The sequence below is a fragment of the Micrococcus sp. HOU01 genome (genome assembly GCF_035609305.1).
Lineage (GTDB): Bacteria > Actinomycetota > Actinomycetes > Actinomycetales > Micrococcaceae > Micrococcus > Micrococcus luteus.
In genome coordinates, this window is the sequence record NZ_CP141211.1 from 1,724,332 (window position 1) to 1,749,585 (window position 25,254).

Annotated in this window: 28 protein-coding genes and 1 tRNA gene; 7 read left to right on the plus strand and 22 right to left on the minus strand. The window is 74.1% G+C overall.

Annotated features, from left to right (window positions below; genetic code table 11):
- Positions 1–56: 56 nt before the first annotated feature.
- A complete protein-coding gene (gene ppk2 / locus SOY78_RS07895; protein WP_036340172.1) occupies positions 57–971 on the minus strand; it encodes a polyphosphate kinase 2 in 915 nt (304 codons plus the stop codon).
- A gap of 204 nt (positions 972–1,175) precedes the next feature.
- Positions 1,176–1,676, minus strand: a complete 501-nt coding sequence (locus SOY78_RS07900; protein WP_324701402.1) for a hypothetical protein — start codon at positions 1,674–1,676, stop codon at positions 1,176–1,178.
- 138 nt (positions 1,677–1,814) lie between these two features.
- Here SOY78_RS07900 and SOY78_RS07905 point away from each other — a divergent pair, with 138 nt between their 5' ends.
- Positions 1,815–2,399, plus strand: coding sequence for a hypothetical protein (locus SOY78_RS07905; protein WP_250161890.1), 585 nt, complete (start codon positions 1,815–1,817; stop codon positions 2,397–2,399).
- On the opposite strand, the gene SOY78_RS07910 is transcribed toward SOY78_RS07905, so the two are convergent.
- The 5 genes from SOY78_RS07910 to SOY78_RS07930 all read right to left on the minus strand — a co-directional run bounded on the left by SOY78_RS07910 (position 2,386) and on the right by SOY78_RS07930 (position 4,661).
- A complete protein-coding gene (locus SOY78_RS07910; protein ID WP_324701403.1) occupies positions 2,386–2,730 on the minus strand; it encodes an AzlD domain-containing protein in 345 nt (114 codons plus the stop codon). The genes SOY78_RS07905 and SOY78_RS07910 overlap by 14 nt on opposite strands.
- Complete coding sequence (locus SOY78_RS07915; RefSeq protein WP_145951560.1) at positions 2,727–3,566, minus strand: AzlC family ABC transporter permease; 840 nt, start codon at positions 3,564–3,566, stop codon at positions 2,727–2,729. Before SOY78_RS07915 ends, SOY78_RS07910 begins: the two co-directional genes overlap by 4 nt.
- Before the next feature lie 75 nt (positions 3,567–3,641).
- Positions 3,642–3,715: transfer RNA gene (locus SOY78_RS07920), tRNA-Val, on the minus strand.
- 15 nt (positions 3,716–3,730) lie between these two features.
- A complete protein-coding gene (locus SOY78_RS07925) occupies positions 3,731–4,237 on the minus strand; it encodes a redoxin domain-containing protein (RefSeq protein ID WP_324701404.1) in 507 nt (168 codons plus the stop codon).
- Complete coding sequence (locus SOY78_RS07930; protein WP_036381274.1) at positions 4,230–4,661, minus strand: DUF3052 domain-containing protein; 432 nt, start codon at positions 4,659–4,661, stop codon at positions 4,230–4,232. The genes SOY78_RS07925 and SOY78_RS07930 overlap by 8 nt, the downstream gene beginning before the upstream one ends.
- 254 nt (positions 4,662–4,915) lie before the next feature.
- On the opposite strand from SOY78_RS07930, the gene aceE reads away from it, so the two are divergent.
- From aceE to fabF, 6 genes are all read left to right on the plus strand, one after another.
- Positions 4,916–7,666, plus strand: a complete 2,751-nt coding sequence (gene aceE / locus SOY78_RS07935; protein ID WP_324701405.1) for a pyruvate dehydrogenase (acetyl-transferring), homodimeric type — start codon at positions 4,916–4,918, stop codon at positions 7,664–7,666.
- Positions 7,667–7,790: 124 nt separating this feature from the next.
- On the plus strand, positions 7,791–8,993 hold the full coding sequence (locus SOY78_RS07940; RefSeq protein ID WP_036312800.1) for a PucR family transcriptional regulator: 1,203 nt from the start codon (positions 7,791–7,793) through the stop codon (positions 8,991–8,993).
- A gap of 104 nt (positions 8,994–9,097) precedes the next feature.
- Positions 9,098–10,021 (plus strand): ACP S-malonyltransferase, encoded by a 924-nt coding sequence (locus SOY78_RS07945; protein ID WP_324701406.1) that lies wholly within the window; start codon positions 9,098–9,100, stop codon positions 10,019–10,021.
- A 32-nt stretch (positions 10,022–10,053) separates the two neighbouring features.
- Positions 10,054–11,106: a beta-ketoacyl-ACP synthase III gene (locus SOY78_RS07950; RefSeq protein WP_020624511.1), complete on the plus strand. Its 1,053-nt coding sequence runs from the start codon at positions 10,054–10,056 to the stop codon at positions 11,104–11,106.
- A 61-nt stretch (positions 11,107–11,167) separates the two neighbouring features.
- Positions 11,168–11,413 carry an acyl carrier protein gene (locus SOY78_RS07955; protein WP_010078906.1) on the plus strand — a complete coding sequence of 82 codons (246 nt, stop codon included), beginning with the start codon at positions 11,168–11,170 and terminating at the stop codon, positions 11,411–11,413.
- Between the two features lie 176 nt (positions 11,414–11,589).
- Positions 11,590–12,834, plus strand: a complete 1,245-nt coding sequence (gene fabF, locus SOY78_RS07960; protein WP_036340148.1) for a beta-ketoacyl-ACP synthase II — start codon at positions 11,590–11,592, stop codon at positions 12,832–12,834.
- A 28-nt stretch (positions 12,835–12,862) separates the two neighbouring features.
- Here the strand turns inward: fabF and SOY78_RS07965 are convergent, their stop codons facing one another.
- The 15 genes from SOY78_RS07965 to ffh form a co-directional block, all read right to left on the minus strand.
- Positions 12,863–13,366 (minus strand): DUF3145 domain-containing protein, encoded by a 504-nt coding sequence (locus SOY78_RS07965; RefSeq protein WP_036381262.1) that lies wholly within the window; start codon positions 13,364–13,366, stop codon positions 12,863–12,865.
- Positions 13,367–13,536: 170 nt separating this feature from the next.
- Positions 13,537–14,577, minus strand: a complete 1,041-nt coding sequence (locus tag SOY78_RS07970) for a tyrosine recombinase XerC (RefSeq protein ID WP_324701407.1) — start codon at positions 14,575–14,577, stop codon at positions 13,537–13,539.
- A 57-nt stretch (positions 14,578–14,634) separates the two neighbouring features.
- Positions 14,635–15,903, minus strand: a complete 1,269-nt coding sequence (locus tag SOY78_RS07975) for a DNA-processing protein DprA (protein ID WP_080695940.1) — start codon at positions 15,901–15,903, stop codon at positions 14,635–14,637.
- Positions 15,900–17,504 (minus strand): YifB family Mg chelatase-like AAA ATPase, encoded by a 1,605-nt coding sequence (locus tag SOY78_RS07980; RefSeq protein WP_036381256.1) that lies wholly within the window; start codon positions 17,502–17,504, stop codon positions 15,900–15,902. Before SOY78_RS07980 ends, SOY78_RS07975 begins: the two co-directional genes overlap by 4 nt.
- Positions 17,501–17,920, minus strand: coding sequence for a YraN family protein (locus SOY78_RS07985; RefSeq protein ID WP_002853815.1), 420 nt, complete (start codon positions 17,918–17,920; stop codon positions 17,501–17,503). Before SOY78_RS07985 ends, SOY78_RS07980 begins: the two co-directional genes overlap by 4 nt.
- A gap of 134 nt (positions 17,921–18,054) precedes the next feature.
- On the minus strand, positions 18,055–18,378 hold the full coding sequence (locus tag SOY78_RS07990; RefSeq protein ID WP_002853817.1) for a DUF2469 domain-containing protein: 324 nt from the start codon (positions 18,376–18,378) through the stop codon (positions 18,055–18,057).
- Between the two features lie 116 nt (positions 18,379–18,494).
- Entirely contained in the window at positions 18,495–19,247 is a 753-nt protein-coding gene (locus tag SOY78_RS07995; protein WP_324701408.1) for a ribonuclease HII, read from the minus strand.
- A complete protein-coding gene (gene lepB / locus SOY78_RS08000; protein WP_036312832.1) occupies positions 19,244–19,843 on the minus strand; it encodes a signal peptidase I in 600 nt (199 codons plus the stop codon). Before lepB (SOY78_RS08000) ends, SOY78_RS07995 begins: the two co-directional genes overlap by 4 nt.
- Positions 19,840–20,583 (minus strand): signal peptidase I, encoded by a 744-nt coding sequence (gene lepB / locus SOY78_RS08005; RefSeq protein ID WP_135040252.1) that lies wholly within the window; start codon positions 20,581–20,583, stop codon positions 19,840–19,842. Before lepB (SOY78_RS08005) ends, lepB (SOY78_RS08000) begins: the two co-directional genes overlap by 4 nt.
- A 36-nt stretch (positions 20,584–20,619) precedes the next feature.
- Positions 20,620–20,973, minus strand: coding sequence for a 50S ribosomal protein L19 (gene rplS, locus SOY78_RS08010; protein ID WP_002853821.1), 354 nt, complete (start codon positions 20,971–20,973; stop codon positions 20,620–20,622).
- 246 nt (positions 20,974–21,219) lie between these two features.
- The gene (gene trmD, locus SOY78_RS08015; RefSeq protein ID WP_324701409.1) at positions 21,220–21,966 is read right to left on the minus strand and encodes a tRNA (guanosine(37)-N1)-methyltransferase TrmD; all 747 of its coding nucleotides are present in this window, start codon (positions 21,964–21,966) and stop codon (positions 21,220–21,222) included.
- Positions 21,967–21,969: 3 nt separating this feature from the next.
- Positions 21,970–22,572: a ribosome maturation factor RimM gene (gene rimM, locus SOY78_RS08020; RefSeq protein WP_324701410.1), complete on the minus strand. Its 603-nt coding sequence runs from the start codon at positions 22,570–22,572 to the stop codon at positions 21,970–21,972.
- 104 nt (positions 22,573–22,676) lie between these two features.
- A complete protein-coding gene (locus SOY78_RS08025; protein WP_029248213.1) occupies positions 22,677–22,916 on the minus strand; it encodes an RNA-binding protein in 240 nt (79 codons plus the stop codon).
- A gap of 2 nt (positions 22,917–22,918) precedes the next feature.
- The gene (rpsP, locus tag SOY78_RS08030) at positions 22,919–23,365 is read right to left on the minus strand and encodes a 30S ribosomal protein S16 (protein WP_141843057.1); all 447 of its coding nucleotides are present in this window, start codon (positions 23,363–23,365) and stop codon (positions 22,919–22,921) included.
- A gap of 199 nt (positions 23,366–23,564) precedes the next feature.
- On the minus strand, positions 23,565–25,151 hold the full coding sequence (gene ffh, locus SOY78_RS08035; protein WP_036381237.1) for a signal recognition particle protein: 1,587 nt from the start codon (positions 25,149–25,151) through the stop codon (positions 23,565–23,567).
- Positions 25,152–25,254: the final 103 nt, after the last annotated feature.

Consider the following 25,254-nt stretch of genomic DNA (forward strand, 5'->3'; position numbering starts at 1 on the left):
ACGGTGGGACGGGCCGTGCCGGACACGGACCCGCCCCCAGCCTACGTCGACCGCGGTCAGTCCCCCACGGCGTCGCGGCCGCGGCGCACGATCAGCGGGTCCGGGGTGCCGACGACCTCGTGGTCCTTGCCCTCGTACTCGAACTGGGACAGGAAGTAGCGCATCGCGTTGAGGCGGGCCCGCTTCTTGTCGTTGGAGCGGATGGAGATCCACGGGGCGTGGTCCGTGTCCGTGTGGAGGAACATGGCCTCCTTGGCCTCCGTGTACGCCTCCCAGCGGTCCAGGGACTCGAGGTCCATGGGCGAGAGCTTCCACTGGCGGACCGGGTCGATCTGGCGGATCGCGAAGCGCGTGCGCTGCTCGGTCTGTGTCACGGAGAACCAGAACTTGGTGAGGTGGATGCCGTCGTCCACGAGCATCTTCTCGAACAGCGGCACCTGGTTCATGAAGCGGCGGTACTGCTCGTCCGTGGCGAAGCCCATCACGCGCTCGACGCCGGCGCGGTTGTACCACGAGCGGTCGAACAGCACGATCTCGCCCGCCGTGGGGAAGTGCTGGATGTAGCGCTGGAAGTACCACTGGCCGAGCTCGCGGTCCGAGGGCTTGTTGAGGGCCACGACGCGGGCGGTGCGGGGGTTCATGTGCTCGGTGAAGCGCTTGATGGTGCCGCCCTTGCCGGCGGCGTCGCGGCCCTCGAAGACGATGATGTGGCGCTGGCCGGTGTCCTCGCCCCAGTACTGCAGCTTGAGCAGTTCGATCTGCAGGCGGTACTTCTCCAGCTCGTACTCCTCGCGCGTCATGCGCGTCTCGTACGGGTAGTCCTCTTTCCACGTCTCCACGGCACGGCCCTGCGGATCGATCAGGTCGGGATCGTTGGTGTGGCCGTCCGAGACGGTGTAGCCGCCGTCGCGCAGCTTGTCGATGAACTCGCGCAGGTTCTCGCGGGGGGCGTCGGGCTGCAGCAGCTCCATGGACCGTCTCCTTCACTGGGTGCGTCACCGTGCCCGCCCGTCCCCTCCTCGGTACGACGGAGGCGGGCCGCGGCCTGTGCTCTTCACACCATTATGGGTGGGCGGCGGACGAGGAAGCCGGGCCCGGCAGCGCAGCCGGGTGAACAGCAGGTGAACCCTGGGAGGCGAACGGTCACGACCCCGGGCCGACGAACGCCGGCCGGCTCAGCCGCGCGGGCCGACGCCCAGGAGCTCGTCGATCGCCGCGACGGCGGCACGCGCCGCGTCGACGTCGGCGAACTGGGCGACGGCGTCGTCGTACCGGCGGTGCCCGGGAAGCTTGAGGCCGACGGAGGCGCCGTCCGTGGCCGGGAGGATCCAGATCCGGCCGCGCGGCTCGACGTCGCGCTGCTCGGCCACGTCGGCCTCCTCGAACTCGCGGTCGTCGCCGGCCCACTCGACACCGGGCCTCGGGGTGTCGGCGCCGTCGAGGACGTCGCGGCCGCCCATGCGCAGACAGGTGACGGACTGCAGGAGCGCGTCCAGGGTGCGGGCGGCGGCCTTGCCGGCCAGCTCGTCCTGGAAGAGGGCGAGGATGGACCACTGCCCGTCCTGGAGGAAGAGCATGGTCTGCTGCGCCTCGCCCCCGGTGATGACGGCGAGGTGACGGGCGGCGCCGTCGGGACGGGCGGGCAGCTTCCAGAAGCCGAGGGGGGTCGCGGACATGCGCTCCACCCTAGTGCGCCCCGGACGCCGACGACGCGCCGCCGCCCGGCCCCTGCCCCGCATCCCGGGTTGAGTTGTCGCGGGTGCGCGGGCCCGTCACCCGCGACAACTCAACCCGCGTTGCGGGAGGGTGGACCGATGGGCCTGCTCCGCGACCTCCTCACCCGCCGCTCCGCCCGCGACCGCTCGTCCGACCCGACGGCGACGCTCGGCCGGCACCTCGACAACGCCGCGGCGATCGTGGCCGCCGCACGCCGGGCGGACGTTCCCCTCGCGGTGGCGGCGGCCCTGGCCGAGCTCGAGTCCGGCGGCCGGAACGTCTTCGGGCACGACGCCGGCGGTGTGCACAGCGCCCCGCGCGGGACGGACGTCCCCGTGACCCGGGAACGCTACGAGGAGCTCGTGGCCCGGGTGGCGCAGGGTGAGAAGTCCAACGGCGTGGGGCCCGCGCAGATCACGTGGCCGCCGTACTTCGCGCAGGCGGCGGAGCACGGCCTCCACCTGTGGGAGCCGGAGGACAACCTGGCCTTCGGGCTGGAGATCCTGCGCGGTCACCTGCGCGGCGACCTCTCCGCGGAGGGGATCGCCCGGGCGGGGACGCTCTACAACGCCGGGACGCTGTCAGACGGGGTCACCGCCTACGGCCGGCGCCTCGCCGCGGCGACCCGCGCATGGGCCGAACGCCTGGGCGAATCCGCCCCGCCGCCGGTCAGGCCAGGTTGACCACCAGCACGTACGCCAGCGTGCCGGCGGCGATCGAGACCAGGGTCCGCCGCCCGGCCAGCAGATGCACGACAACCGTCACCGCCGCCGCGATCAGTGCGTGGGCCACCCGCGTCCCGTCCACGGGCTCTCCGGGGGCCAGCGCCGCGGCGTCGAGCAGCATCACCAGGGCCAGGATGGTCAGCACGCCGGCGGGCATCCACACCGCCAGCCGCGCCGCGAGCACGGATTCCCGCAGCGGCTGCAGCAGGGCGAACGGCACCGCGCGCAGGCAGAAGGTCACGAGGCCCGCGACGACGGCCGCGGCCACCAGGTAGGCGGCGCCGGTCATCGGGGATCCTCCTCGGCGTCGGGCTCGGCATCCGTGACGGCCCGCTCCCCCACCGCGGCGACGACGGGCACCGGTCCGGTGACGGGCACGGGCTCGGGCAGCGGCAGGGCGGTCCCGCGCGCGGCGAGCACGTGGAACGCGATCAGTACCGCGGCGTAGAGGGCGAACGCGACGACGAGCACCTGTGCCGGTGCCAGCAGCAGGGCCACCCCGACGGCGACCGCGGCCGCCAGCACGAGGGGCAGCTGGGCGCGTGTGCGGGCGGCGTCCATGGCGAGCACGATGAAGAGGGCGACGAGCGCGAACTCCAGGCCCTCCACCGGCCCGGGCAGCAGCCAGGCCACGGCCACCCCGGCGAGGCCCCCGAGCACCCAGTACGCCTGCAAAGCGACCTGCATGGCCAGCAGCCGGGGCGCCGTCCAACCGCGGGGCCGGGCGGCGGCGATGGCGTAGGCCTCGTCGATCAGGGCACCCATCGAGTAGATCCGCGCGAGGCGCCCCCGGACCACGCGCAGCGGGAAGCTGAACGCATAGAACACGTGGCGGAAGTTCACCAGGAACACCGTCACGGCGATCGTGAGCAGCGGCGTGCCCGCCACCACCAGCGAGACGAGCAGCAGCTCGACGGACCCGGCGAACACGACCACGGAGAACAGGGGTGCGACCCACGCGGGCAGCCCGGCCTGGACCACGAGCATCCCGAAGGCCACGCCCAGCGGGAACAGGCCGAGGCCGGCGCCCAACGTCACGGCGACGCCGGAGCGCACCTCGGCCCACCGCGAGGGCGGAGCGGAGGCGCGCGAGGACGCTGACGAGGAGCCCATGATGGTGAGCATGCTCTCATAGGCGCCTGACGGGCGGTCGGCATGACGGAGCCGCGGCGTCACGCCGTGTCATGGCCCCGCGATCGGTGCACCCGGAGGGACTCGAACCCCCGACCCTCTCGGTGTAAACGAGATGCTCTGACCAACTGAGCTACAGGTGCCGGTGTCCGTCCAGGCTACCGGTCCGCGAGCAGGTCGCGCGTCGCCGCCTCGTGCTCGCTCCGGGTGCGTGCCTGTCCCGGGGCGGCGACCACGCGCGCGGCCTCGACCCCGTCCGCGTCGAGCAGCACGGAGACGCGGCGGGGCCGCCCGGTCTCCACGTCGAAGACGTCGAAGGCACGGCAGGCCGCGCCGTGGGGCCAGAAATCGGAGAGCAGGGTGAGCGGCTCCGGCAGTGCCAGCTCCTCGCGGACGCGGCGCAGCACGGGGGCGGCATCACACGAGACCACGCGGACAGCCACATCGTCGACCGCCACGTCCTCGGCGAGCGCCCCGATCCAGCCGAGCTCGTCCGTGCACACCGGCGTGAACGCCCCGGGCAGGAAGACGAGCCACGTGCCCCGCGGCCCGGCGGCGTCCTCGGGCCCGCGCGTCGGCGGCCACGGCCACGTCTGGCCGTGGTCGTCGCGCAGCGCGGGGACGTCGTCGGCGCCCCGCGTCCCGCCGGACGGAGCCTCAGCCACCGCGCTTCTGGACGAGCTTCTGAGCGGCCCAGTCCTCGGAGGCGCCGGCCCCGGTGGTGGCGTGCAGGCCCGCGGTGGAGGCGGCCTCGGCGACGTCCGCCGGGCTGACGTGGCCGGCGCGACCCTTGCGGGGGGTCATGATCCAGACGGGGCCGGCATCGAGGGAGCGCTGGGCGTCCACGAGGGCGTCCGCGAGATCCATGACGTCGCCGTCGTCCGCGCGCCACCAGAAGAGGACGGCATCCGCCGGCTCCTGATCCTCCTCGGTCAGCAGCTCCTCGCCGAGCGCGTCCTCGAGCGCGTCACGGAAGGTGAAGTCGACGTCGTCGTCGTACCCCCACTCCTGCACCAGGTCGCCCCTCGAGAGGGCGAGCTCCGCCAGCAGGGCGCTGTCCGTCGAGGTCGGCGTCGACCCAGCCTGCATAGTGTCCGGTCCTCCTTGATGGTGGCGGGCACTGCGGCCCGCGCCGTCGAGCGGGTGATGATGACCACCATACGCCGTGGACGCCGCCGTTCCGGGGCCTCCGGCCGGGCGGACGCGGCGGCTCCGGTCTACTCTGGGGAGGAACAGACGCACTCTCCGGGCGACGCGCCCGGCTCGGCGTCGCGGGCCCGGACCGGATCGTCTGCCCGCAGCCCACCGCGGAGCACCCCTCCGCACGAGAACCAGGAGGCACCGTGAGCGCAGCCGAAGAGAGCTCGCAGATCCGCAGCGGTCTGACCGACCAGCTCCCGGACAAGGATCCCCAGGAGACGTCGGAGTGGATCGAGTCCCTCGACGGACTCATCGAGGAGCGCGGCACGGAGCGGGCGCAGTACATCATGCGCTCCCTCATGCAGCGCGCGAGCGCCCAGTCCGTCGCCCTGCCCTACGTGACCACCACGGACTACGTGAACACGATCCCGGCGGACCAGGAGCCGGAGTACCCGGGCGACGAGGAGCTCGAGCGCCGCTACCGCAACTACCTGCGGTGGAACGCCATGGCCCTCGTGCAGCGCGCCCAGCGCGACGGCGTCGGCGTCGGCGGCCACATCTCCTCCTACGCGGGCCAGGCGACCCTCTACGAGGTGGGCCTGAACCACTTCTTCCGCGGTCAGGACCACCCGGGCGGCGGCGACCACATCTTCTTCCAGGGACACTCCTCGCCCGGCAACTACGCCCGCGCGTTCCTCGAGGGCCGCCTGACCGAGGAGGACCTCGACGGCTTCCGCCAGGAGAAGTCCCGCCAGGGCCACGCCCTGCCCTCCTACCCGCACCCGCGGATGATGCCGCACTTCTGGCAGTACCCCACCGTGTCCATGGGCCTGGGGCCGATGAACGCCATCTTCCAGGCGCAGACCAACCGGTACCTGCACAACAACGGCATCAAGGACACCTCCGACCAGCACGTGTGGGCCTTCCTCGGCGACGGCGAGATGGACGAGCCCGAGTCGCGCGGTCAGCTGCACGTCGCGGCCAACGACAAGCTCGACAACCTCACCTTCGTGATCAACTGCAACCTGCAGCGTCTCGACGGGCCGGTGCGCGGCAACGGCAAGATTGTCCAGGAGCTGGAGTCCTACTTCCGGGGCGCCGGCTGGAACGTCATCAAGGTCCTGTGGGGCCGCGAGTGGGATCCGCTGCTCGAGGTCGACGACGAGGGCGAGCTCGTGCGCATCATGAACGAGACGCTCGACGGCGACTACCAGACCTACAAGGCCGAGTCCGGCGGCTTCGTGCGCGACCACTTCTTCGGCCGGTCCTCCGTCACCAAGGAGATGGTGGCGGACATGACCGACGACGAGATCTGGGGCCTCAAGCGCGGCGGCCACGACTACAAGAAGGTCTACGCCGCCTACAAGGCCGCCATGGAGCACAAGGGCCAGCCCACCGTCATCCTGGCCCACACCATCAAGGGCTACGGCCTGGGCAAGTCCTTCGAGGGCCGCAACGCCACGCACCAGATGAAGAAGCTGACGGTGGACGACCTCAAGGTGTTCCGGGACCGCCACCGCATCCCGATCTCGGACGAGCAGATCGAGAAGGACCCGTACAACATCCCGTACTACCACCCGGGTGCCGACGCCCCGGAGATCAGGTACATGATGGAGCGGCGCAAGGAGCTGGGCGGCTTCGTGCCGGAGCGGCGCAGCGACTACCACGCGATCCCGCTGCCCCCGGAGTCCGCGTACAAGCAGGCCCGCAAGGGATCGGGCAAGCAGCAGGCCGCCACGACCATGGCGTTCGTGCGCCTGCTCAAGGACCTGATGCGGGACAAGAACATGGGACCGCGCTTCGTGCCGATCATCCCGGACGAGGCCCGCACCTTCGGCATGGACTCGTTCTTCCCGACCGCGAAGATCTACAACCCCAAGGGGCAGAACTACCTGTCCGTGGACCGGGACCTGTTCCTGTCCTACAAGGAGTCCCCGCAGGGGAAGATCTACCACGTCGGCATCAACGAGGACGGCGCCACCGCGGCGTTCAACGCGATCGGCACGGCGTACTCCACGCACGGCGAGCCGATGATCCCGGTGTACATCTTCTACTCGATGTTCGGCTTCCAGCGGACCGCGGACAACATCTGGGCCGCAGGCGACCAGCTCGCGCGCGGCTTCATGATCGGCGCCACCGCCGGGCGCACCACCCTCGCCGGCGAGGGCACCCAGCACATGGACGGTCACTCCCCCGTCCTGGCGTCCACGAACCCGGCCGTGAAGCACTACGACCCGGCGTACTCGTACGAGATCGCCCACATCGTGCGCCAGGGCCTGGAGGACATGTACGGCGACCACGACCGCGGGGACGACGTCCGCAACGTCATCTACTACCTCACGGTGTACAACGAGCCGATCACCCACATCGAGGAGCCCGAGGGCCTCGACGTGGAGGGCCTGCTCAAGGGCATCTACCGTCTCTCCGAGGGCCAGGGCGACGGCCCGAAGGTCCAGCTCCTGGGCTCCGGCGTCTCCGTGCCGTGGGCGCTCGACGCCCAGCGGATCCTCTCCGAGGAGTGGGGCGTGAACGCCTCCGTGTGGTCGGTGACCTCCTACAACGAGCTGTACCGCGACGCCGTCGCGGCGGAGAAGGACGCCCTGAAGGACCCGTCCGCCACCCCGCGCGTGCCCTACGTGACGCAGGCGCTGCAGGGGGCCGAGGGCCCGATCGTGGCCACCTCGGACTACTCCACCTCGTGGACGAACCAGATCCGCCCGTTCGTGCCGAACCGCTTCTCGGCGCTCGGCGCCGACGAGTTCGGCTTCGCGGACACCCGCGCCGCCGCCCGTCGGTACTTCCTCATCGACACCCACTCGATGGTGGTCCGCGCGCTGCAGCTCCTCGAGGAGGAGGGCGAGGTCGAGCGGGGCACGGCCGCGAAGGCGCACGAGAAGTACCGCCTGGACGACGTCAACGCCGGCACCACCGGCATCGCAGGCGGCGACGCCTGACCCGCACGCCGCGGGGAGGCCGACGTCCTCCCGACCCGACGCCGGCCGCCCGCCTCCGCCACGGAGGCGGGCGGCCGGCGTCGTCGCTGTAGGAACCCCACAACACGCGCCTAGGATGGAGCGCATGCCCGAGCCCCGCCCCGCCGCCCCTCGCCCCGTGAGCACCGACGGGCTGGCCCGCCTCCGGAGCCACCTGGGGGCACTGAACACGGCGGTGCTGCAGCGGCTGGACGCCACCCTGCCCTGGTACCGCCGACTCACCCCGGACGAGCGCAGCGCCCTCGGGCTCGTGGCCCAGCGCGCCCTGCAGGGCTTCCTCACGTGGTTCGAGCGGCCCACCTCCACGGGCCACGTCCTGCAGGACGTCTTCGGGCCCGCGCCCACCGATCTCACCCGGGCGATCTCGCTGCAGCGGGCCCTCCAGCTCATCCGGACGATGGTGGACGTCGTCGAGACGCGGGTGCCGGAGCTGCTGGCCGAGCGCGACCAGGCGCCCGTCCGCGAACACATCCTCCACTACTCGCGCGAGGTCGCGTTCGCGCTCGCAGACGTGTACGCCCGGGCCGCGGAGATGCGCGGCGCGATGGACTCGCGGCTCGAGTCGGTCCTGCTGGACGCGGTGCTGCGCGGGCAGGACCCGGACGAGATCCGGCATCGGGCCACGGCGCTGGGCTGGCGTGGGGACCACGACGTGATGGTCATGGCCGGTCTCGCCCCGGGGCAGGACAAGCCCGCGTTCATCCCGGACCTGCGGCGGGCCGCGGCGAGGCTCGACTGCGACCTGCTCGTGGGCGTGCAGTCCGAACGGCTCGTCCTCGTGGTCGGCTCGGTGCGGGACGCGCGGGCGGTGGGCGAGGCGCTCGCGCCCTGGTTCGCGCCGGGACCGGTGATCGTGGGACCCGTCGTGGACTCGCTGGTCTCGGTGCACGTCTCGGCGCGGCACACCCTCGCCGGGCTCAGCGCGGCGGCCGCCCACCCCCGGGCGAGCCGGCCCACCCCGGCGGAGGACCTGCTGCCCGAGCGGGCGCTGCTGGGCGACCCCACGGCCCGGGAAGCCCTCGTGGACGGGGTGTTCACGCCCCTGGCCGACGCCGGCACCTCCCTGCTGGAGACCGTGGACGCGTACGGCGCGCTGGGCCACTCGCTCGAGGGCACGGCCCGCGAGCTGTTCGTCCACGCGAACACGGTGCGGTACCGCCTCAAGCGGGTGGCCGAGGTGACCGGCTGGGACCCGCTGGTCCCCCGCGACGCGTACGTCCTGCAGACCGCGATCACCCTGGGCCGGCTCGCGGGGGCGCGGCCGACAACCGGGACAGGCTCGGACTGAGCCGGGGCGGCGCCCCCCCACTTGTAGAAACCCTCCAAACCGACTCGCCGTGCTTCGTGGCGCGATCTGTCCGGGATGGCGGCCGATCCTGACACGATGGAGGAATGCTTGCCATCGTGTGCCCCGGACAGGGGTCCCAGACGCCCGGCTTCCTCGCCCCCTGGCTCGAGCTGGACGGGACCCGCGACCTGCTCGCGTCCCTCTCCGACGCCGCGGGCGTGGACCTGATCCGCCACGGCACCGAGTCGGACGAGGAGACCATCAAGGACACCGCCGTCGCCCAGCCGCTGATCGTGGCGGCCGGCCTGGTGGCCGCCGCGGCCCTCGAGGCGGACGCCGCCGCACCGAAGTCGACCGTCGTGGCCGGCCACTCCGTGGGCGAGGTCACCGCGGCCGCCGTCACCGGCGTGCTGTCCCCCGCCGAGGCCCTCTCCCTGGTGCGCGTGCGCGCCACCGGCATGGCCCGGGCCGCCGCGGCCACGCCCACGGGCATGGCCGCCGTCGTGGGCGGGGACCAGGACGAGGTCCTCGCGGCCATCGACGCGGCGGGCCTGGCGCCCGCCAATGTCAACGGCGCCGGCCAGATCGTCGCCGCCGGCACCGCGGAGGCCCTCGGCGCGCTCGCCGAGTCCGCCCCCGCCCGCGCTCGCGTGATCCCGCTCAAGGTGGCCGGCGCGTTCCACACGGAGCACATGCGCCCCGCCGTGGACAACCTCGCGGCCCACGTCGCCGGCCTCTCCCCCTCGGACCCGCGCCTGCCCCTGCTGTCCAACCGGGACGGCGAGGCCGTCGAGTCCGGCACGGACGTGCTCGCCCGGATCGTGGACCAGGTCACCCGCCCGGTCCGCTGGGACCTGTGCATGGCGACCATGGCCACGCGGCAGGTCACGGGCGTCCTGGAGCTGCTGCCCGGTGGCACACTGACCGGACTGGCCAAGCGCGGTCTCAAGGGCACCGCGCAGCTCGCCGTGAAGACCCCCGAGGACCTGGACGCCGCGCGGGCGTTCCTGGCCGAGCACTCGGCCTGAACCCCGCGCACCGCCCGGCAGAGAGAAGCACCATGACCGTCACCCTGAAGCAGCACGAGCGCCCCGCGGCCAGCCGCATCGTGGCCGTGGGCGCCTACCGCCCGGCGAACCTGGTCCCCAACGAGGACCTCATCGGCCCTATCGACTCGTCGGACGAGTGGATCCGCCAGCGCACCGGCATCGTCACGCGCCAGCGCGCCACGGCGGAGGAGACCGTGCCCGTCATGGCCGTGGGCGCCGCCCGGGAGGCCCTCGAGCGGGCCGGCCTGCAGGGCTCGGACCTGGACGCCGTGATCGTCTCGACCGTCACCTTCCCGCACGCCACCCCCTCGGCCGCGGCCCTCGTGGCGCACGAGATCGGGGCCACCCCGGCGCCCGCCTACGACGTCTCCGCCGCGTGCGCCGGCTACTGCTACGGCGTGGCCCAGGCCGACGCGCTCGTGCGTTCCGGCACCGCGCGGCACGTGCTCGTGGTCGGCGTCGAGCGCCTCTCCGACGTCGTGGATCCCACGGACCGCTCCATCTCCTTCCTCCTGGGCGACGGCGCGGGCGCCGTGATCGTGTCGGCCTCGGACGAGCCGGGCATCTCCCCCTCGGTGTGGGGCTCGGACGGGGAGCGCTGGTCCACGATCTCCATGACGCACTCGCAGCTGGAGCTCCGCGATGCCGTGGAGCACGCCCGCACCACGGGCGACGCCTCGGCGATCACCGGCGCGGAGGGGATGCTCTGGCCCACGCTGCGCCAGGACGGGCCCTCCGTCTTCCGCTGGGCCGTGTGGTCGATGGCGAAGGTGGCCCGCGAGGCCCTCGACGCCGCGGGCGTGGAGCCCGAAGACCTCGCCGCGTTCATCCCGCACCAGGCCAACATGCGGATCATCGACGAGTTCGCCAAGCAGCTGAAGCTGCCGGAGTCCGTCGTCGTGGCCCGGGACATCGCGGACGCCGGCAACACGTCGGCCGCGTCCATCCCGCTGGCCATGCACCGTCTGCTGGAGGAGAACCCCGAGCTCACCGGCGGCCTGGCCCTGCAGATCGGCTTCGGCGCCGGGCTGGTCTACGGCGCCCAGGTGGTCCGCCTCCCCTGAGGCGGCGCCGTCTGATTCACTGATCACGTACACCCCACACCCCTACCGAAGGAGACGCCCCATGGCTTCCAAGGAAGAGATCCTCGCCGGCCTCGCCGAGATCGTGAACGAGGAGACCGGCCTCGACACCGCCGAGGTGCAGCCGGAGAAGTCCTTCACGGACGATCTGGACATCGACTCGATCTCGATGATGACCATCGTGGTCAACGCCGAGGACAAGTTCGGCGTGAAGATCCCGGACGAGGAGGTCAAGAACCTCAAGACCGTCCAGGACGCCGTCGACTTCATCGACGGCGCCCAGGCCTGATCGGCCCACGACGGCGGCGGGCCCGGCCCGTCCCGTCCCCTCGGTGAGCGCCGGGGGCGCGTGAGCGCCCCCGGCCCCGCCACCCTCGACTTCCGGCACCCCGGCGAGCGCCGCGCGTCGTGCCGACGACTCCCCCTCCGCCCGATCCCCACTCGAGACCCAGAGGCAGCAGACCCATGACCCGCACCGCAGTGATCACCGGCCTCGGCGCCACCACGCCCATCGGCGGCGACGTGCCCACCTTCTGGTCCCACGCCCTGCAGGGCGTCTCCGGTGCGCGCACCATGGAGCACGACTGGGTGGAGAAGTACGAGCTGCCGGTCACCTTCGCGGCCGAGCTGGCCGTGCCCACCTCCGAGGTCCTCTCCAAGGTGGAGCAGAAGCGCCAGGACCCGGCCACCCAGATGGCGACCGTCGCCGCGCGCGAGGCCTGGAAGGACGCCGGCCTCGAGGGCGCGGAGGTCGACGGCGACCGGCTCGCCGTGGCCTTCGGCACCGGCATCGGCGGCGTGTGGACCCTCCTGGACGGCTGGGACACCCTGCGCGAGCGCGGCCCGCGCCGCGTGCTGCCCATGACCGTCCCGATGCTCATGCCCAACGGCGCCGCCGGCGCGCTCTCCCTCGAGTTCGGCGCCCGCGCCGGCGCCCGCACGGTGGTGTCCGCGTGCGCCGCCGGCACCGAGGCGCTCGAGACCGCGCTGCTGCTCATCCGCTCCGGCCAGGCCGACGTCGTGATCTGCGGCGCCGCCGAGGCCGCCGTGCACCCGCTGCCGATGGCCGCGTTCGCCGCGATGCAGGCGCTGTCCAAGCGCAACGACGACCCGCAGGCCGCGTCCCGCCCCTACGACGTGGACCGCGACGGCTTCGTCCTCGGCGAGGGCGCCGGCGTCATGGTGATCGAGTCGGAGGAGCACGCGAAGGCCCGCGGCGCCCGCGTGTACGCCGAGCTGGCCGGCGCGGGCGTCAGCTCCGACTCCCACCACATCACCGCGCCCGAGCCCGAGGGCCTGGGCGCGACCCGTGCGATGCGCGCCGCTCTGAGGTCGGCCGACATCACCCCCGAGGACGTGTGCCACGTGAACGCCCACGCGACGTCCACGCCCAAGGGCGACGCCCCGGAGTACCTGGCCATGCGGGCCGTGTTCGGCGACCACCTGGACCAGGTGCAGGTCTCGGCCACGAAGTCCCAGACCGGCCACCTGCTGGGCGCCTCAGGCGCGATCGAGTCGATCCTGTCCGTGCTCGCCGTGCACCACGGCCAGGCGCCCGTGACCATCAACCTGGACCACCAGGACCCGGAGATCCCGCTGAACGTGGTCACCGGCTCCCCCGCCCGCCTGCCCGAGGGGCCGCGCGTGGCCGTGAAGAACTCGTTCGGCTTCGGCGGCCACAACGCGGTGGCCGTGTTCCGCAGCGTCTGAGCCGGAGCGCCGCCGACCGGACGAGGGGTCAGACGGCGCGGTGCAGCCAGCGCACGTTGGCGTGGGCGGCGGCCAGCCGGAACGGCTCGAGCTCATCGTCCCAGGCCTCGCCGAGCGCGAGGGAGAGTTCGTGCATCAGCACGCTGGGGTCACCCGCGCCGGCCTCATAGGCGTACCGGATGCGGTCCTCGGAGACCATGATGTTGCCGGAGACGTCCGTGGTGGCGTGGAAGATGCCGAGGTCCGGGGTGTGGGACCAGCGCGAGCCGTCGACCCCGGCGGACGGCTCCTCCGTGATCTCGAAACGAAGGTGCGGCCAGCCACGCAGGGCGGAGGCCAGACGCGCACCGGTGCCGGCGGGCGCCGTCCAGTGCACCTCGGCGCGGTGCTGGCCGGGCGCGACCGGCTGACCCTCCCACTCCACCGAGGTCGCGGGGCCGAGCACGGAGCTCAGCGCCCACTCCACGTGGGGGCAGAGGGCGGTGGGGGCGGAGAGGATGTGGACCACGCCGCGGGTATGGGTGCCGGTCATGGATGCCTCCGAGGGTGCGATGCGGTGCGTCTTCCCCTACGACCACGTCGCGGCTCCGGTGGATCCTGAGGCCATTGTGCACCAGGAATGCTGGGCCGGCAACGAGGCGGTGCGCCGCCGCGCGTGTCGCGGCGGCACGGTGGAGGGATCGGGGGCGCTGCGGGGCGGCGTCAGGCGCGTGGGTGGGCCTGCCGGTAGCCCTCGCGGAGGCGATCGATCGAGACGTGCGTGTAGACCTGCGTGGTGCGCAGGGACGCATGGCCCAGCAGCTCCTGCACGCTGCGCAGATCGGCGCCGCCGTCGAGGAGGTGGGTCGCGGCCGTGTGGCGCAGCGCGTGCGGCCCGCGCGCCGCGGTGTCCCCCAGGCCCTCGAGTGCCCGGGCGACGACGGTGCGCGCCTGGCGCACCCCCAGCCGGCCACCGCGCGCGCCGAGGAAGAGGGCGGGACCGGAGTCCGGCCGGGCCAGCCGGGGGCGACCGAGCCGCTGCCACTCCTGGAGGGCGCGGCCCGCGGGTGCGCCGTAGGGGACGGTGCGCTGCCGGTCTCCCTTGCCGGTCAGCCGGACGACGCCGCGGCCGGCCTTGAGGTTGTCCACGTCCAGGGCGGAGAGTTCGGCCACCCGGGCGCCGGTGGCGTAGAGCAGCTCGAGCAGGGCGGCGTCCCGCAGGGCCAGCGCGTGGGCGGCAGGGTCGTCGCCCGCGGCGGCGGCGTCCACACGCTCCTGGGCAGCCGCGAGGAGCCGGGTCGCCTGCTGCTCCTGGAGCACGTGGGGCAGCGTCCCCTCGGGTCGGGGCGAGCGCAGCCGCAGGGCAGGGTCGTCCGAGCGCAGGCCCTCCCGGCGCAGCCAGGCCGTGAAGGTGCGGACGGCGGCCACCCGGCGGGCCAGGGTCGCGCGGGCGAGGCCGGCCCCGCTCATGGCCGCCAGCCAGCCGCGCAGGTCCTCGATGTCCAGCTCGGCGAGGACGTCCGGTGCGCTGGGCGCGTGGCGGGCGGGGGCGTCGTCGTCCGCGGCGGGCGCCGCCGCGGTGCCGGCTGTGCCGGCGACGTGGTCGATGAGGGCGCGCAGATCGGCGAGGTAGGCGCGCACGGTCTGGGGGCTGCGGTTCCGCTCGTGGCGCAGGTGCTCCTCGAACGCCTCGAGCCAGGCCGTGTCCCGGGGCGAGGGGGCGCGCGGGACCGGGACGGGACGGACGGAGGACGACGGGGTCATCCCCCCACTCTGCCATCCGCCCCAGGGCGGCGCCGCCCGGGAGCACGCGGCCGGAGGTCATCCCCGCCGCCACCGGTCCTCGACCCGTTCGGCCAGGCCCGCCCGCTGCAGCCGGGACAGGCACGCCAGGACGGTGGGCAGCGCGAGCCCGGCGCTGACGGTGATCCGGTCGACGGGCACCGCCTGGCGCAGGGGCAGCGCCTCGTGGACGAGGGCCTCCTCCATCGTGAGCCCGTCGGTGGGCCGCGCGGCGGACTCGGGAGCTGCCCGGGTGGAGGTCCTCCCGCCCGCGCCGCCGCTCCGGGCGGGCCCCTGGCCGAGCAGGGCGAGGGCCTCCTGCTCGGTGGTCACGAGACGGGCGGGGCTCTCCTGCAGCAGACGGTGGCAACCGGCGGAGCTGGGCGAGGTCACGGGGCCGGGGACCACGCCCACCTCGCGGCCGAGGCCGAACGCGTGGCCCGCCGTGTTCTGCGCTCCCGACCGCCAGCGCGCCTCGACCACCAGCACGGCCCCCGCGAGCGCGGCGATGACCCGGTTGCGCTGCAGGAACCGGTACCGCGTGGGACTCGCACCGGGCGGCATCTCGGACACGAGCAGCCCGGCGGCCATCACCGCGCGAAGCAGGTCCTCGTGGCCGGCCGGGTAGAACCGGTCGAGGCCGCCGGCCAGCACCGCCACCGTGGGCGGGACGCCGTCGCGATCCGCCGCGTCTTCCGGTGCGGCGGGCGCCTGCAGCGCGGCCCGGTGGGCGGCGCCGTCGATGCCGTACGCGCCGCCGGAGATCACGCACGCGCCCTGCTGGACGGCGTGGGCGGCGCAGCGGGCGGTCACGGTCCGTCCGTACGCGGTCGCCTCCCGGCTGCCGACGACGGCGAGCATCCGGTCCGCGGGAGGCAGCGTTCCGGAGCCGCGGAACCACAGGCCCAGGGGCGCCTCCTCGCCCAGGTCCGCCAGGGCGGCGGGCCAGGCGTCGTCCTCGGGGATCAGCAGGCCTCCCCCGAGCCGGTGCAGAGTCACGAGGTCACGCTCCGGCTCCAGCCGGGCGGCCCGGGGCGCCCAGCGAGCCAGCCCCGCGGCCCAGCGCCGGGACAGCGTGTCGGGCGCGCCGGCGAGATCGGCGAGCAGATCGCGCTCGGCGGGCTGGATCGTCTCCCGGCCCGTGAGCAGGGCGAGCGCCCGCTCCGGCCCCAGCGCCGTGACGGTCTGCACCGCGAGCGCGTCCCCGGGCTCGACCAGCCGGGTCAGGGCGGCGCGGGCGAGCCGGGCGGCGTCCGGCCGGCGCGGCCCGGCGACGTGGTCTGCCGCCGGAGTGACGTAGGTGGTCATGCGTCCTCCTCGTTCTGGTGGCGCAGCGTGAGTGCCACGTCGGTGTCCTCGGGTGCGGGCCGTTCGGCGCCGCGCAGGTCTGCCAGGGTCCAGGCGAGGCGCAGGACGCGGGCGTGGCCGCGCGCGCTCAGCAGGCCCTGGTCGACGGCGTCGTCCGCGGGTCGGCGGGCCGCCCGGGGCACGGCGTACGGGCCGTGCCGCAGCACCCCGGCGGGGACGTGTGCGTTGCGGCGCAGCCCAGGCGGGACGAGCCCACGCTCGGCGGCGGTGGCCCAGCGCCGGGCCTGCCGGTCGGCGGCGGCGGCGACCCGGACGGCCACCTGCGACGTGGTCTCGGAGGCGGGCGCCCCCGTGAGCTGCCGCGCGTCGACGGGCCGTACGGTGACCTGCAGGTCGACGCGGTCCAGCAGCGGCCCGGAGAGCCGCTGGGCGTAGCGGCGGCGTTCGGGCACGCTGCACCGGCATTCGACGCCCGTGCCGCCGCCCTTGCCGCACGGGCAGGGGTTGGCGGCCAGCACCAGCTGGAACCGGGCCGGGTAGACGACGGCGCCGAGGGCCCGGTGCAGCAGCACCTCCCCGGACTCGAGGGGCTGGCGCAGCGCCTCGAGGGTGCGCCGTTCGAACTCGGGGGCCTCGTCCAGGAACAGCACGCCGCCGTGGGCGAGGGAGGCCGCTCCCGGCCGGGCGAGGCCGCTGCCGCCGCCCACGAGGGCCGAGCGGGACGCCGAGTGATGGGGTGCCTCGAACGGCGGGGTCCGGTCGATCTCGCCGTCGAACCCCTGGGACGTCCCGCCCCTGCGCCGGACCCGGGCGTCGCCACCGCGAAGGGAGCGCAGGGCGGCGCACTCGAGCGCGGTGCGCCGGTCCAGGGGCGGGAGGATCCCGGGCAGGCGCTCGGCGAGCATGGTCTTGCCCGCCCCCGGGGCGCCCATGAGCAGCAGGTGGTGGGCGCCGGCCGCGGCGACCTCGAGCGCGAACCGGGCCTCGGCCTGTCCGGCGACCTCGGCCAGGTCGGGCACCGCACGGGCCGGCTCCGGTTCCGGGGCTGGCACCTGCCGCCGGGTCGGGCGGCGGGGCGCCTCTCCGTCCGGTTCCCCGCCGAAGGCGCGGATGACGTCGTGCAGATGGGCGAAGCCGCGGACCTCGGCGCCGGGGACCAGTCGGGCCTCGGCCTCCGCGTCCTCGGCGACGACCACCTCGGAGCACCCCGCGTCGACCGCGGCCATCACCATCGCCACGGTCTCCGGCGAGCGGTGCAGGGCGCCGTCGAGACCGAGCTCGGCCAGGAACACGGGCCCCTCGACGTTCCGCACCCGCCCGTCCGCGGCATAGGCCGCCAGGACGATCGCCAAGTCGTGGCACGCGCCCCGCTTGTGCACCCCCGCCGGCAGCAGGTTCACGGTCAGGTGCCGCCGGGTCAGGGGCAGCCCGGCGTTGCGCGCGGCGGAGCGGATGCGGTCCCGGCTCTCCTGCAGCGCCTGGTCCGGCAGGCCGAGGAGGGTGAACCCGGGCAGGGACTGGGCGATGTCCGCCTCGACGTGCACGACCTCCCCGCGCAGACCCGCCAGCGTGATGGAGCGGGTGCGTCCGATGCCGCTCACGGCCGCACGTCCTGCAGCAGGTCGAAGCGGATCCCTCCCGTGCGCGGCACCAGCACGGCGACGGCGTCGACGCGCCAGGGCGTCCCCCGGCGGTCCGCGGCGTGGGCCCGCACCCACGCCGCGGTGAGGCGGTGCAGCCGGGTGAGCTTGCGCCGGTCGATCGACTCGAACGGGTCGCCGAAGGCCAGGCCCGAGCGGGTCTTCACCTCGACGCCCACCCACCAGCCGGCGTGGTGGGCCACGATGTCCAGCTCTCCGGCCTCGCCCCGCCAGTTGCGGTCGGCGATCACGTAGCCGCGCTCGGCGAGCCAGCGCGCGGCGGCGTCCTCACCGAACCGGCCCAGTGCCGTGTGCGCGCGGCTGGCGCGCCTGTCTCCGGGCGGCTGCGCCCCGATCCGTTCCGCGGTCCCCGTCATCCCGACCACCTCCTGGGCACCAGGGTGGTCCCGAGCAGCGCCGCCGGGTGGTCGGCGGCGGGGATTGTGCGGGGCCGGACGCCTGTGCAGGAGTGGACGTCGGCGCCCCGCCCTCGGGGCCGATCAGGGGTGGGTCAGCTCGGCAGCTGGCCGTCCGGCGGGACCGTCAGGTCCTCGGTGGGCAGCTCCTCGATGTTCACGTCCTTGAAGGTCAGCACCTTCACGCGCTTGATGAACCGCTGCGTGCGGTACACGTCCCACACCCACGCGTCCTCGAGCAGGATCTCGAAAAACACGTCCCCGTCCGCCTGGCGGGGCGTCAGCCGCACGTCGTTGGCGAGGTAGAAGCGCCGCTCGGTCTCCACGACGTAGCGGAACAGGCCCACCACGTCCCGGTACTCGCGGTAGAGCAGCAGCTCGGCCTCGGCCTCGAAGTCCTCGACGTCGTCTGCGCTCATGACATGCCTCCTCAGTGTTCCCCGCGCACCCGCGACAGTCCGGGCACGCACGGCCTCCATCCTCCCCCGTCCGGGGGTCGCACGTCGAACGGGCGGCCTCGCCCGGCCCCGGGGGCTCAGTCGAACAGCGTGGGTGGCGCCTGCGCGGGCGCGCCCGGCAGCCCGAGGTTCCAGCTGCGCCGGTGCTGCTCGCTCGCCCCGCGCTCGGCCAAGGCGGCCCGGTGCGCGGCCGAGCCGTACCCCTTGTTCCCGGCCCACCCGTACCCCGGGTGCGCCGCGTCGAGGGCGATCATGACGTCGTCGCGGGCCACCTTCGCGGCGATCGACGCGGCCGCCACCGTCGCGCACCGGTCCTCGGCCCGCACCAGCATCGTGGGCACGGGCGGCAGCGGGCGCGGCGCGGGCGCGGGGCCGGCGTCGGGATCGGAGCGGCTCAGCCAGTCGTCCCGGCCGTCGAGCACGAGGGCGACCGGCTCCTGCCCCACCGCGGCGCACAGCGCCGCCCACGCCCGGCGCCCGGCGAGGCCGAGGGCCGCCGAGATCCCGAGCGCGTCGATCTCCGCGGGGCCGGCCTCCCCGAGCGCCACCCCGGCCGCCCAGTCCTCGATCTGCGGGACCAGGGCGCGCCGGCGTTGGTCCGTGAGCGCCTTGGAGTCGCGCACCGGAGGGATCTGCCCGGCGGCGGGCAGCCACGCGGCGCACGCCCCGACGACGACGGGCCCGGCCAGCGCGCCCCGGCCCACCTCGTCCATGCCCGCCACCAGCACCCGGTCCGCTCCCCGCGCGGCGAGGGCCGGCGCGGCCAGCCCCGCCTCGACGTCCAGGCCGGCGCGCACCGTCGGCCGGCCGCCGCCCCGGCGGGCGGTCACGTGCGAGCCTCCGGCGCGGGCGCGTCCGGCACGGTGGCGAACGCGTCGGGGTCGGTGCCGGCGCCGCCGATCCGGTCCAGCGGCCAGACCACGAACCGGGCGCGGCCCACCACGTCGTCGAGGGCCACGAACCCGCCCCCGGGCCCGGCGCGGTGCGCGCGGGAGTCCGCCGACGCCGAGCGATGGTCACCGAGCACCCACAGTCGCCCCGCAGGCACGGTCACCTCGAACGCCTCCTGCGCGGGCGTCTCCCCCGGCGCGAGGTACGGCTCCTCCACGGGCACCCCGTTCACGCGCAGCGTCTCCTCGCCGGGCGTCCAGGAGACGATGTCCCCCGGCAGCCCGACGGCCCGCTTGATCACGTGGCCGCCCCCGGGCAGCCAGCCCTTCGTGTCTTCGAACACCACCACGTCACCGCGGCGCACCGGGAACGGATCCGGGGTGAGCAGCGTGGCGACCACGCGGTCGCCGGCCCGCAGCCCGGGCTCCATGGACGAGGACGGGATGGCGTACATGCGCGCCAGGAAGGCCCACGCCAGCACGCAGGCGAGTACGGTCACGGCGGCCGCGATCAGCGCGGTGCGGCGCCCCGTCACGGCGTGTCCCCGGAGGGGGCATCCACGGTCCCGCGGCGGGACAGGGGCCACACGATCTCCGCGGCCCGGCCCTCGACCCGCTCGAGCGGGATCAGCCCGCCGCCGGGGGCGCCCAGCAGTGCGCGGGAGTCCCGGGAGGCGGCGCGGTGGTCCCCCAGGACGACCATGCGCCCATCGGGCACCTCGAAGGACCAGGTCCCCGCCGCGGCCGGGTCGTCCGCGGTCACGGGCCTGCCGAGATACGGCTCGTCCAGCGGCTCGCCGTTGCGCAGCAGCCGGCCGTCCGGGGCGCAGCACTCGAGCCGGTCCCCCGGCAGGGCCAGCACGCGCTTGACGAACACGTCCTCGGCCGCGCCGACACCCCACCACCGGGCGACGTCCTCGAGGCCGCGCTCGAGCGATCCGGCCGAACGGTACGGCGCCAGGCTGCCGGCGCCGTCGAACACCACCACGTCGCCGTGCTGCAGGCCCTGCCCACCGGCCGCGGCGGCGTCCACCCGCACGCGGTCGCCGGGCTGCAGGGTCGGCTCCATCGACCCGGAGGGGATGAGGTAGACGGGGCCGGTGAGGGCCCGCAGCACGGCGGCCACCACGACGGCGGCCACCACGGTCAGGCCGAGCCGCGCCCACCAGCGGCTCGTGCCGGAGGCGGGGGCCGCCGTCGGGCCCGAGGAGGAGCCGGCCCCGGACGCGACGGAGCCCCGTGACCGGCGGGGGTCACGGGGCTCCGAGGTGCGCATGGGTCGATCACCGGTCGGCGGGGCCGACCGGGATGATCACTTGGCGTCGGCGCGCTTCTCGCGGATGCGGGCGGCCTTGCCGTGGCGGTCGCGCATGTAGTACAGCTTCGCGCGGCGCACGTCGCCCTTGGTGACGACCTCGATCTTGTCGATGACCGGGGAGTGCACCGGGAACACGCGCTCCACGCCGATGCCGAAGGACACCTTGCGGACGCGGAAGGTCTCGCGCACGCCGTAGCCCTGACGGCCCATGACGTAGCCCTGGAACACCTGGACGCGGGCGGTCTTGCCCTCGATGATGTTCACGTGCACCTTGACGGTGTCGCCGGGGGCGAACTCCGGGATGTCGTCGCGCAGCGTCTTCTTGTCGAACGAGTCGAGAATGTGCATGTCGTCTCTCCTGGCGGATGCCACAGGTCAACCGCGTGGTATGCGGGCGCACGGCCCGTCCACGTCCGCATGACGAGGGGGCCGGGTCCCGAGCCGAGGGCCGGGCTCCGCACGTGGGGTGCGGTCCCGGGGTCCGATCCGTTGACGCGCGCCCCCTGTGGCAGGTCGGGCGTCCGGCGGACACGAGGATCCATTATGCCACAGCCAACGACGTCGCGACGCCCCCGGCCCGTCGGGCGCGACGGGTCAGGCCTCGGAGCCGTACGCCGCCCACAGGTCCGGACGTCGCTCGCGCGTGCGCTCCTCCTGCTGGGCCCGACGCCAGGCCGCGACCTTGCCGTGGTCGCCCGAGAGCAGCACGGGCGGCACCGCACGGCCCCGCCAGTCCGCGGGCTTGGTGTAGACCGGGTACTCCAGCAGGCCGTCCTCGTGGGACTCCTCGACGAGCGAGGCCGGGTTGCCCACGACGCCCGGCACGAGGCGGCCGACGGCCTCGATCATCGCCAGCGCGGCGACCTCGCCGCCGTTGAGCACGTAGTCGCCCAGTGAGACCAGCCGCACCTCGAAGAGCTCCTCGGCCCAGCCGAAGACGCGTTCGTCGATGCCCTCGTAGCGGCCGCACGCGATCGCCACGTGCTCCCGGCTCGCCAGTTCGCGGGCGAGCCGCTGGGTGAAGCGCTCCCCCGAGGGCGTCGGCACGAGCAGCACGGGGCGGTCCCCCGGCTCGACCGAGGCCGGATCGGCGGGGGCCGGCGCCGCGGGCCCCTGGGCCGCCACGTGCTCGAGCGCGAGCGCCCACGGCTCGGGTTTCATCACCATGCCGGCGCCGCCGCCGTAGGGGGTGTCGTCCACGGTGCGGTGCCGGTCGAAGGTGAAGTCGCGCAGATCGTGGACGTGCACGTCCACGAGGCCCTCGCGGCGGGCACGGCCCAGCAGCGAGACGTCGAGCACCGCCAGGTACTCGGGGAAGATCGTGACGACGTCGAAGCGCACCGCTCAGTCCTCCGCATCCGCATCGGCGGGGCGCGCCACGGCGGGCCCGTCTGCGGCGTCCTCGTCCTCGCCGGTGGCGAGCTCGAGCAGCCCCGGCGGCGGGGTCAGCACGAGCACGCCGGCCTCGGGGTCGATCTCCGGGACGATCTCCTCGACGAAGGGCACCAGGGCCTCCTCCTCGACGCCGTCCACGGCGACGTGCAGCAGATCCTGGACCGCCCCGGTGGTCAGGGCCGTGACGACGCCGACGCGCTCGCCGTCGACCCGCACCTCGAGGTCCACGAGGTCCTCCTCGTACCACTCGTCGGACTCCTCGGGCGCGGCGGGAACGGCGAACAGCTGGGCGCCGCGCAGGGTCTCGGCGACGTTGCGGTCCGGCGACTCCGCGAAGCCGACCACGAGGATCTGCTTGTTCCACCGGGCCCGGGTGACGGTGAGCTCCGCCGGCAGGCCCGGGGCGCCGTCGCGCACCACGAGTCGCTCGCCGGGGGCGAAGCGGGCGTCCGGGTCGTCGGTGAAGACCTGCACGGTCACCTCGCCGCGGATGCCGTGCGGCTTGCCGATGCGGGCGACGCGGACGAGGTCGTCCTGGGCTGCGGGACTCATGGGCTCTCCTGGGTGGGACGGTCGGTGGCGGGAGGGGGCGGGGCCGCAGACGACGACGGCCCGCCGGCCCGGTGAGGGGCGGGCGGGCCGTGCGTCACGGGCCGTCAGGAGCGGCGGTCGGTCTCCACCACGTCCACGCGGACGGGGTGGCCGGCCAGGCCGTCCAGCACGGTGCGCAGCGCGGTGGCGGTGCGACCCTGGCGGCCGATCACGCGACCCAGGTCCTCGGGGGCCACGCGGACCTCCAGCATGTCGCCGCGCCGCTGGGAGCGGGCGTCCACGCGGACCGCCTCGGGCGTGTCCACGATGCCGCGCACCAGGTGCTCGAGGGCCTCGGTCAGCATGGTCACTCGGACTTCTCGGCGTCCTCGGCCGACGCCTCAGCGGCCTCCTCGGCCGGGGCCTCGGCGGCCTGCTCGGACTCGGCCGGGGCCTCCTCCTGCTTCGGCTCCTCCGGCAGGATGACCGAGCCCTTCTCGGGGGCCACGAAGGCCTCCTTCTCGGACTTGGACTTCAGGGTGCCCTCGGCGCCCGACTCACCCTTGAACTTCTGCCAGTCACCGGTGACCTTCAGCAGCGCGGCGACCTGCTCGGTCGGCTGGGCGCCGACGGAGAGCCAGTACTGGGCGCGCTCCGAGTCGATCTCGATGAACGAGGGCTCCTCGGTGGGGTGGTACTTGCCGATCTCCTCGATGGCACGGCCATCGCGGCGGGTGCGCGAGTCCATGACGACGACGCGGTAGAACGGGGCGCGGATCTTGCCGAACCGCTTCAGACGAATCTTGACAGCCACGAGTGTGGTTCTCCTTCAGTGGATCTGGGGGCCGGGGCACGACGCCGCGTGGGGGCAGCGGGCGTCGAGGACCTGGCACACGGAACGGAGCGCAGCGGAGGATAGAGGGTCGTCCGGGCTCACGCTCAGTACCGTGCCATTCTGCCAGATCGGGCGGGCCGGTGCACACCCGGCGCGCCGAGACCGGGCAGCGGGCGACTCAGCGGTCCTTGAGGTACTTCTCGAAGCCCGCCGGCAGGTTGAGGGTGGACGGGTCGAAGCCGTCCATCCCCGCGCCGTCGCGGCCGAACACGGCTCCGGCCTGCGCCTGGGCGGCGCGGGCGCGCCGCTCCTCGATCGCCTTGCGCTCGGCCGCGGCCTTGGCCGGGTTGCCGGACTTCACGCGATCGCGCTTGGCGTTCTTGCCCTTGCCCTTCGCCTTGCGGGAGGCGCCGCCCGGCATCCCGGGCATGCCCGGGATGCCGCCGCCGGCGGCCATGCGCTTCATCATCTTCTGCGCCTCCGCGAAGCGCTCGAGCAGGCCGTTGACCTCGGACACGCTCACGCCCGAGCCGCGGGCGATGCGGGCACGGCGCGAGCCGTTGATGATCTTGGGGGCCACGCGCTCGTGCGGGGTCATCGAGTGGATGATCGCCTCGACGCGGCCGATCGACGACTCGTCGAACTGCTCGAGCTGCTGCCGCATGCCCTGGGCGCCCGGCATCATCATGAGCATCTTCTTCAGCGAGCCCATCTTCTTGAGCTGCTGCATCTGGGCGAGGAAGTCGTCGAGGGTGAAGTCCTCCTGGTCCGCGAACTTGCGGGCCATCTTCTCGGCCTCGGTGCGGTCCCAGTTCTGCTCGGCCTGCTCGATCAGGGAGAGCACGTCGCCCATGTCGAGGATGCGCGAGGCCATGCGGTCCGGGTGGAAGACCTCGAAGTCCTTCAGGCCCTCGCCCGTGGAGGCGAACATGATCGGCTTGCCGGTCACGTGGCGGACGGACAGCGCGGCGCCGCCGCGCGCGTCGCCGTCGAGCTTGGTGAGCACGACGCCGGTGAAGCCGACGCCTTCGTTGAACGCCTGGGCCGTGGCCACGGCGTCCTGGCCGATCATCGCGTCGATGACGAAGAGCACCTCGTCCGGGTCCACGGCGGCGCGGATGTCTGCGGCCTGCTGCATGAGCTCGGCGTCCACGCCGAGGCGGCCGGCGGTGTCGATGATGACCACGTCGTGGTACTTCGTGTTGGCCTCGGCGACGCCGTCGCGGGCCACCTGCACCGGGTCGCCGGTGGCGGCCTCGAACTCGGAGGAGACGCCGGGGTGCGGCGCGTAGACCGGGACGCCGGCGCGCTCGCCGCCGACCTGCAGCTGCTTCACGGCGTTCGGGCGCTGGAGGTCGCAGGCCACGAGCAGCGGGGTGTGGCCCTGGGACTTGAGCAGGTGGGCGAGCTTGCCGGCGAGGGTCGTCTTGCCGGCGCCCTGCAGGCCCACGAGCATGATGACGGTGGTGCCCGTCTTGGCGTGCTGGATGCGCCGGGTCTCGCCGCCGAGGATGCCCACGAGCTCCTCGTTGACGATCTTCACGACCTGCTGGCCCGGGTTCAGGGCCTGGGCCACCTCGGCGCCGAGGGCGCGCTCCTTGATCTGCGCGATGAACTGGCGGACCACGGGCACGGCGACGTCGGCGTCCAGGAGGGCGCGGCGGATCTCGCGTGCGGTGGCGTCGATGTCCGCCTCGCTCAGCCGCCCCTTGCCCTTGAGGCTGCGGAAGGTGGCTGTGAGGCGGTCGGACAGGGAGTTGAACACGGCGGGTGTGATCCTTCGAAGCGGGGTCGACTGATCCGGACGCGGTCGGTCGCGGGCGCCGCGGCATCCACCGCGGCGCCCGCCAAGCCTAGCAACCGACCGG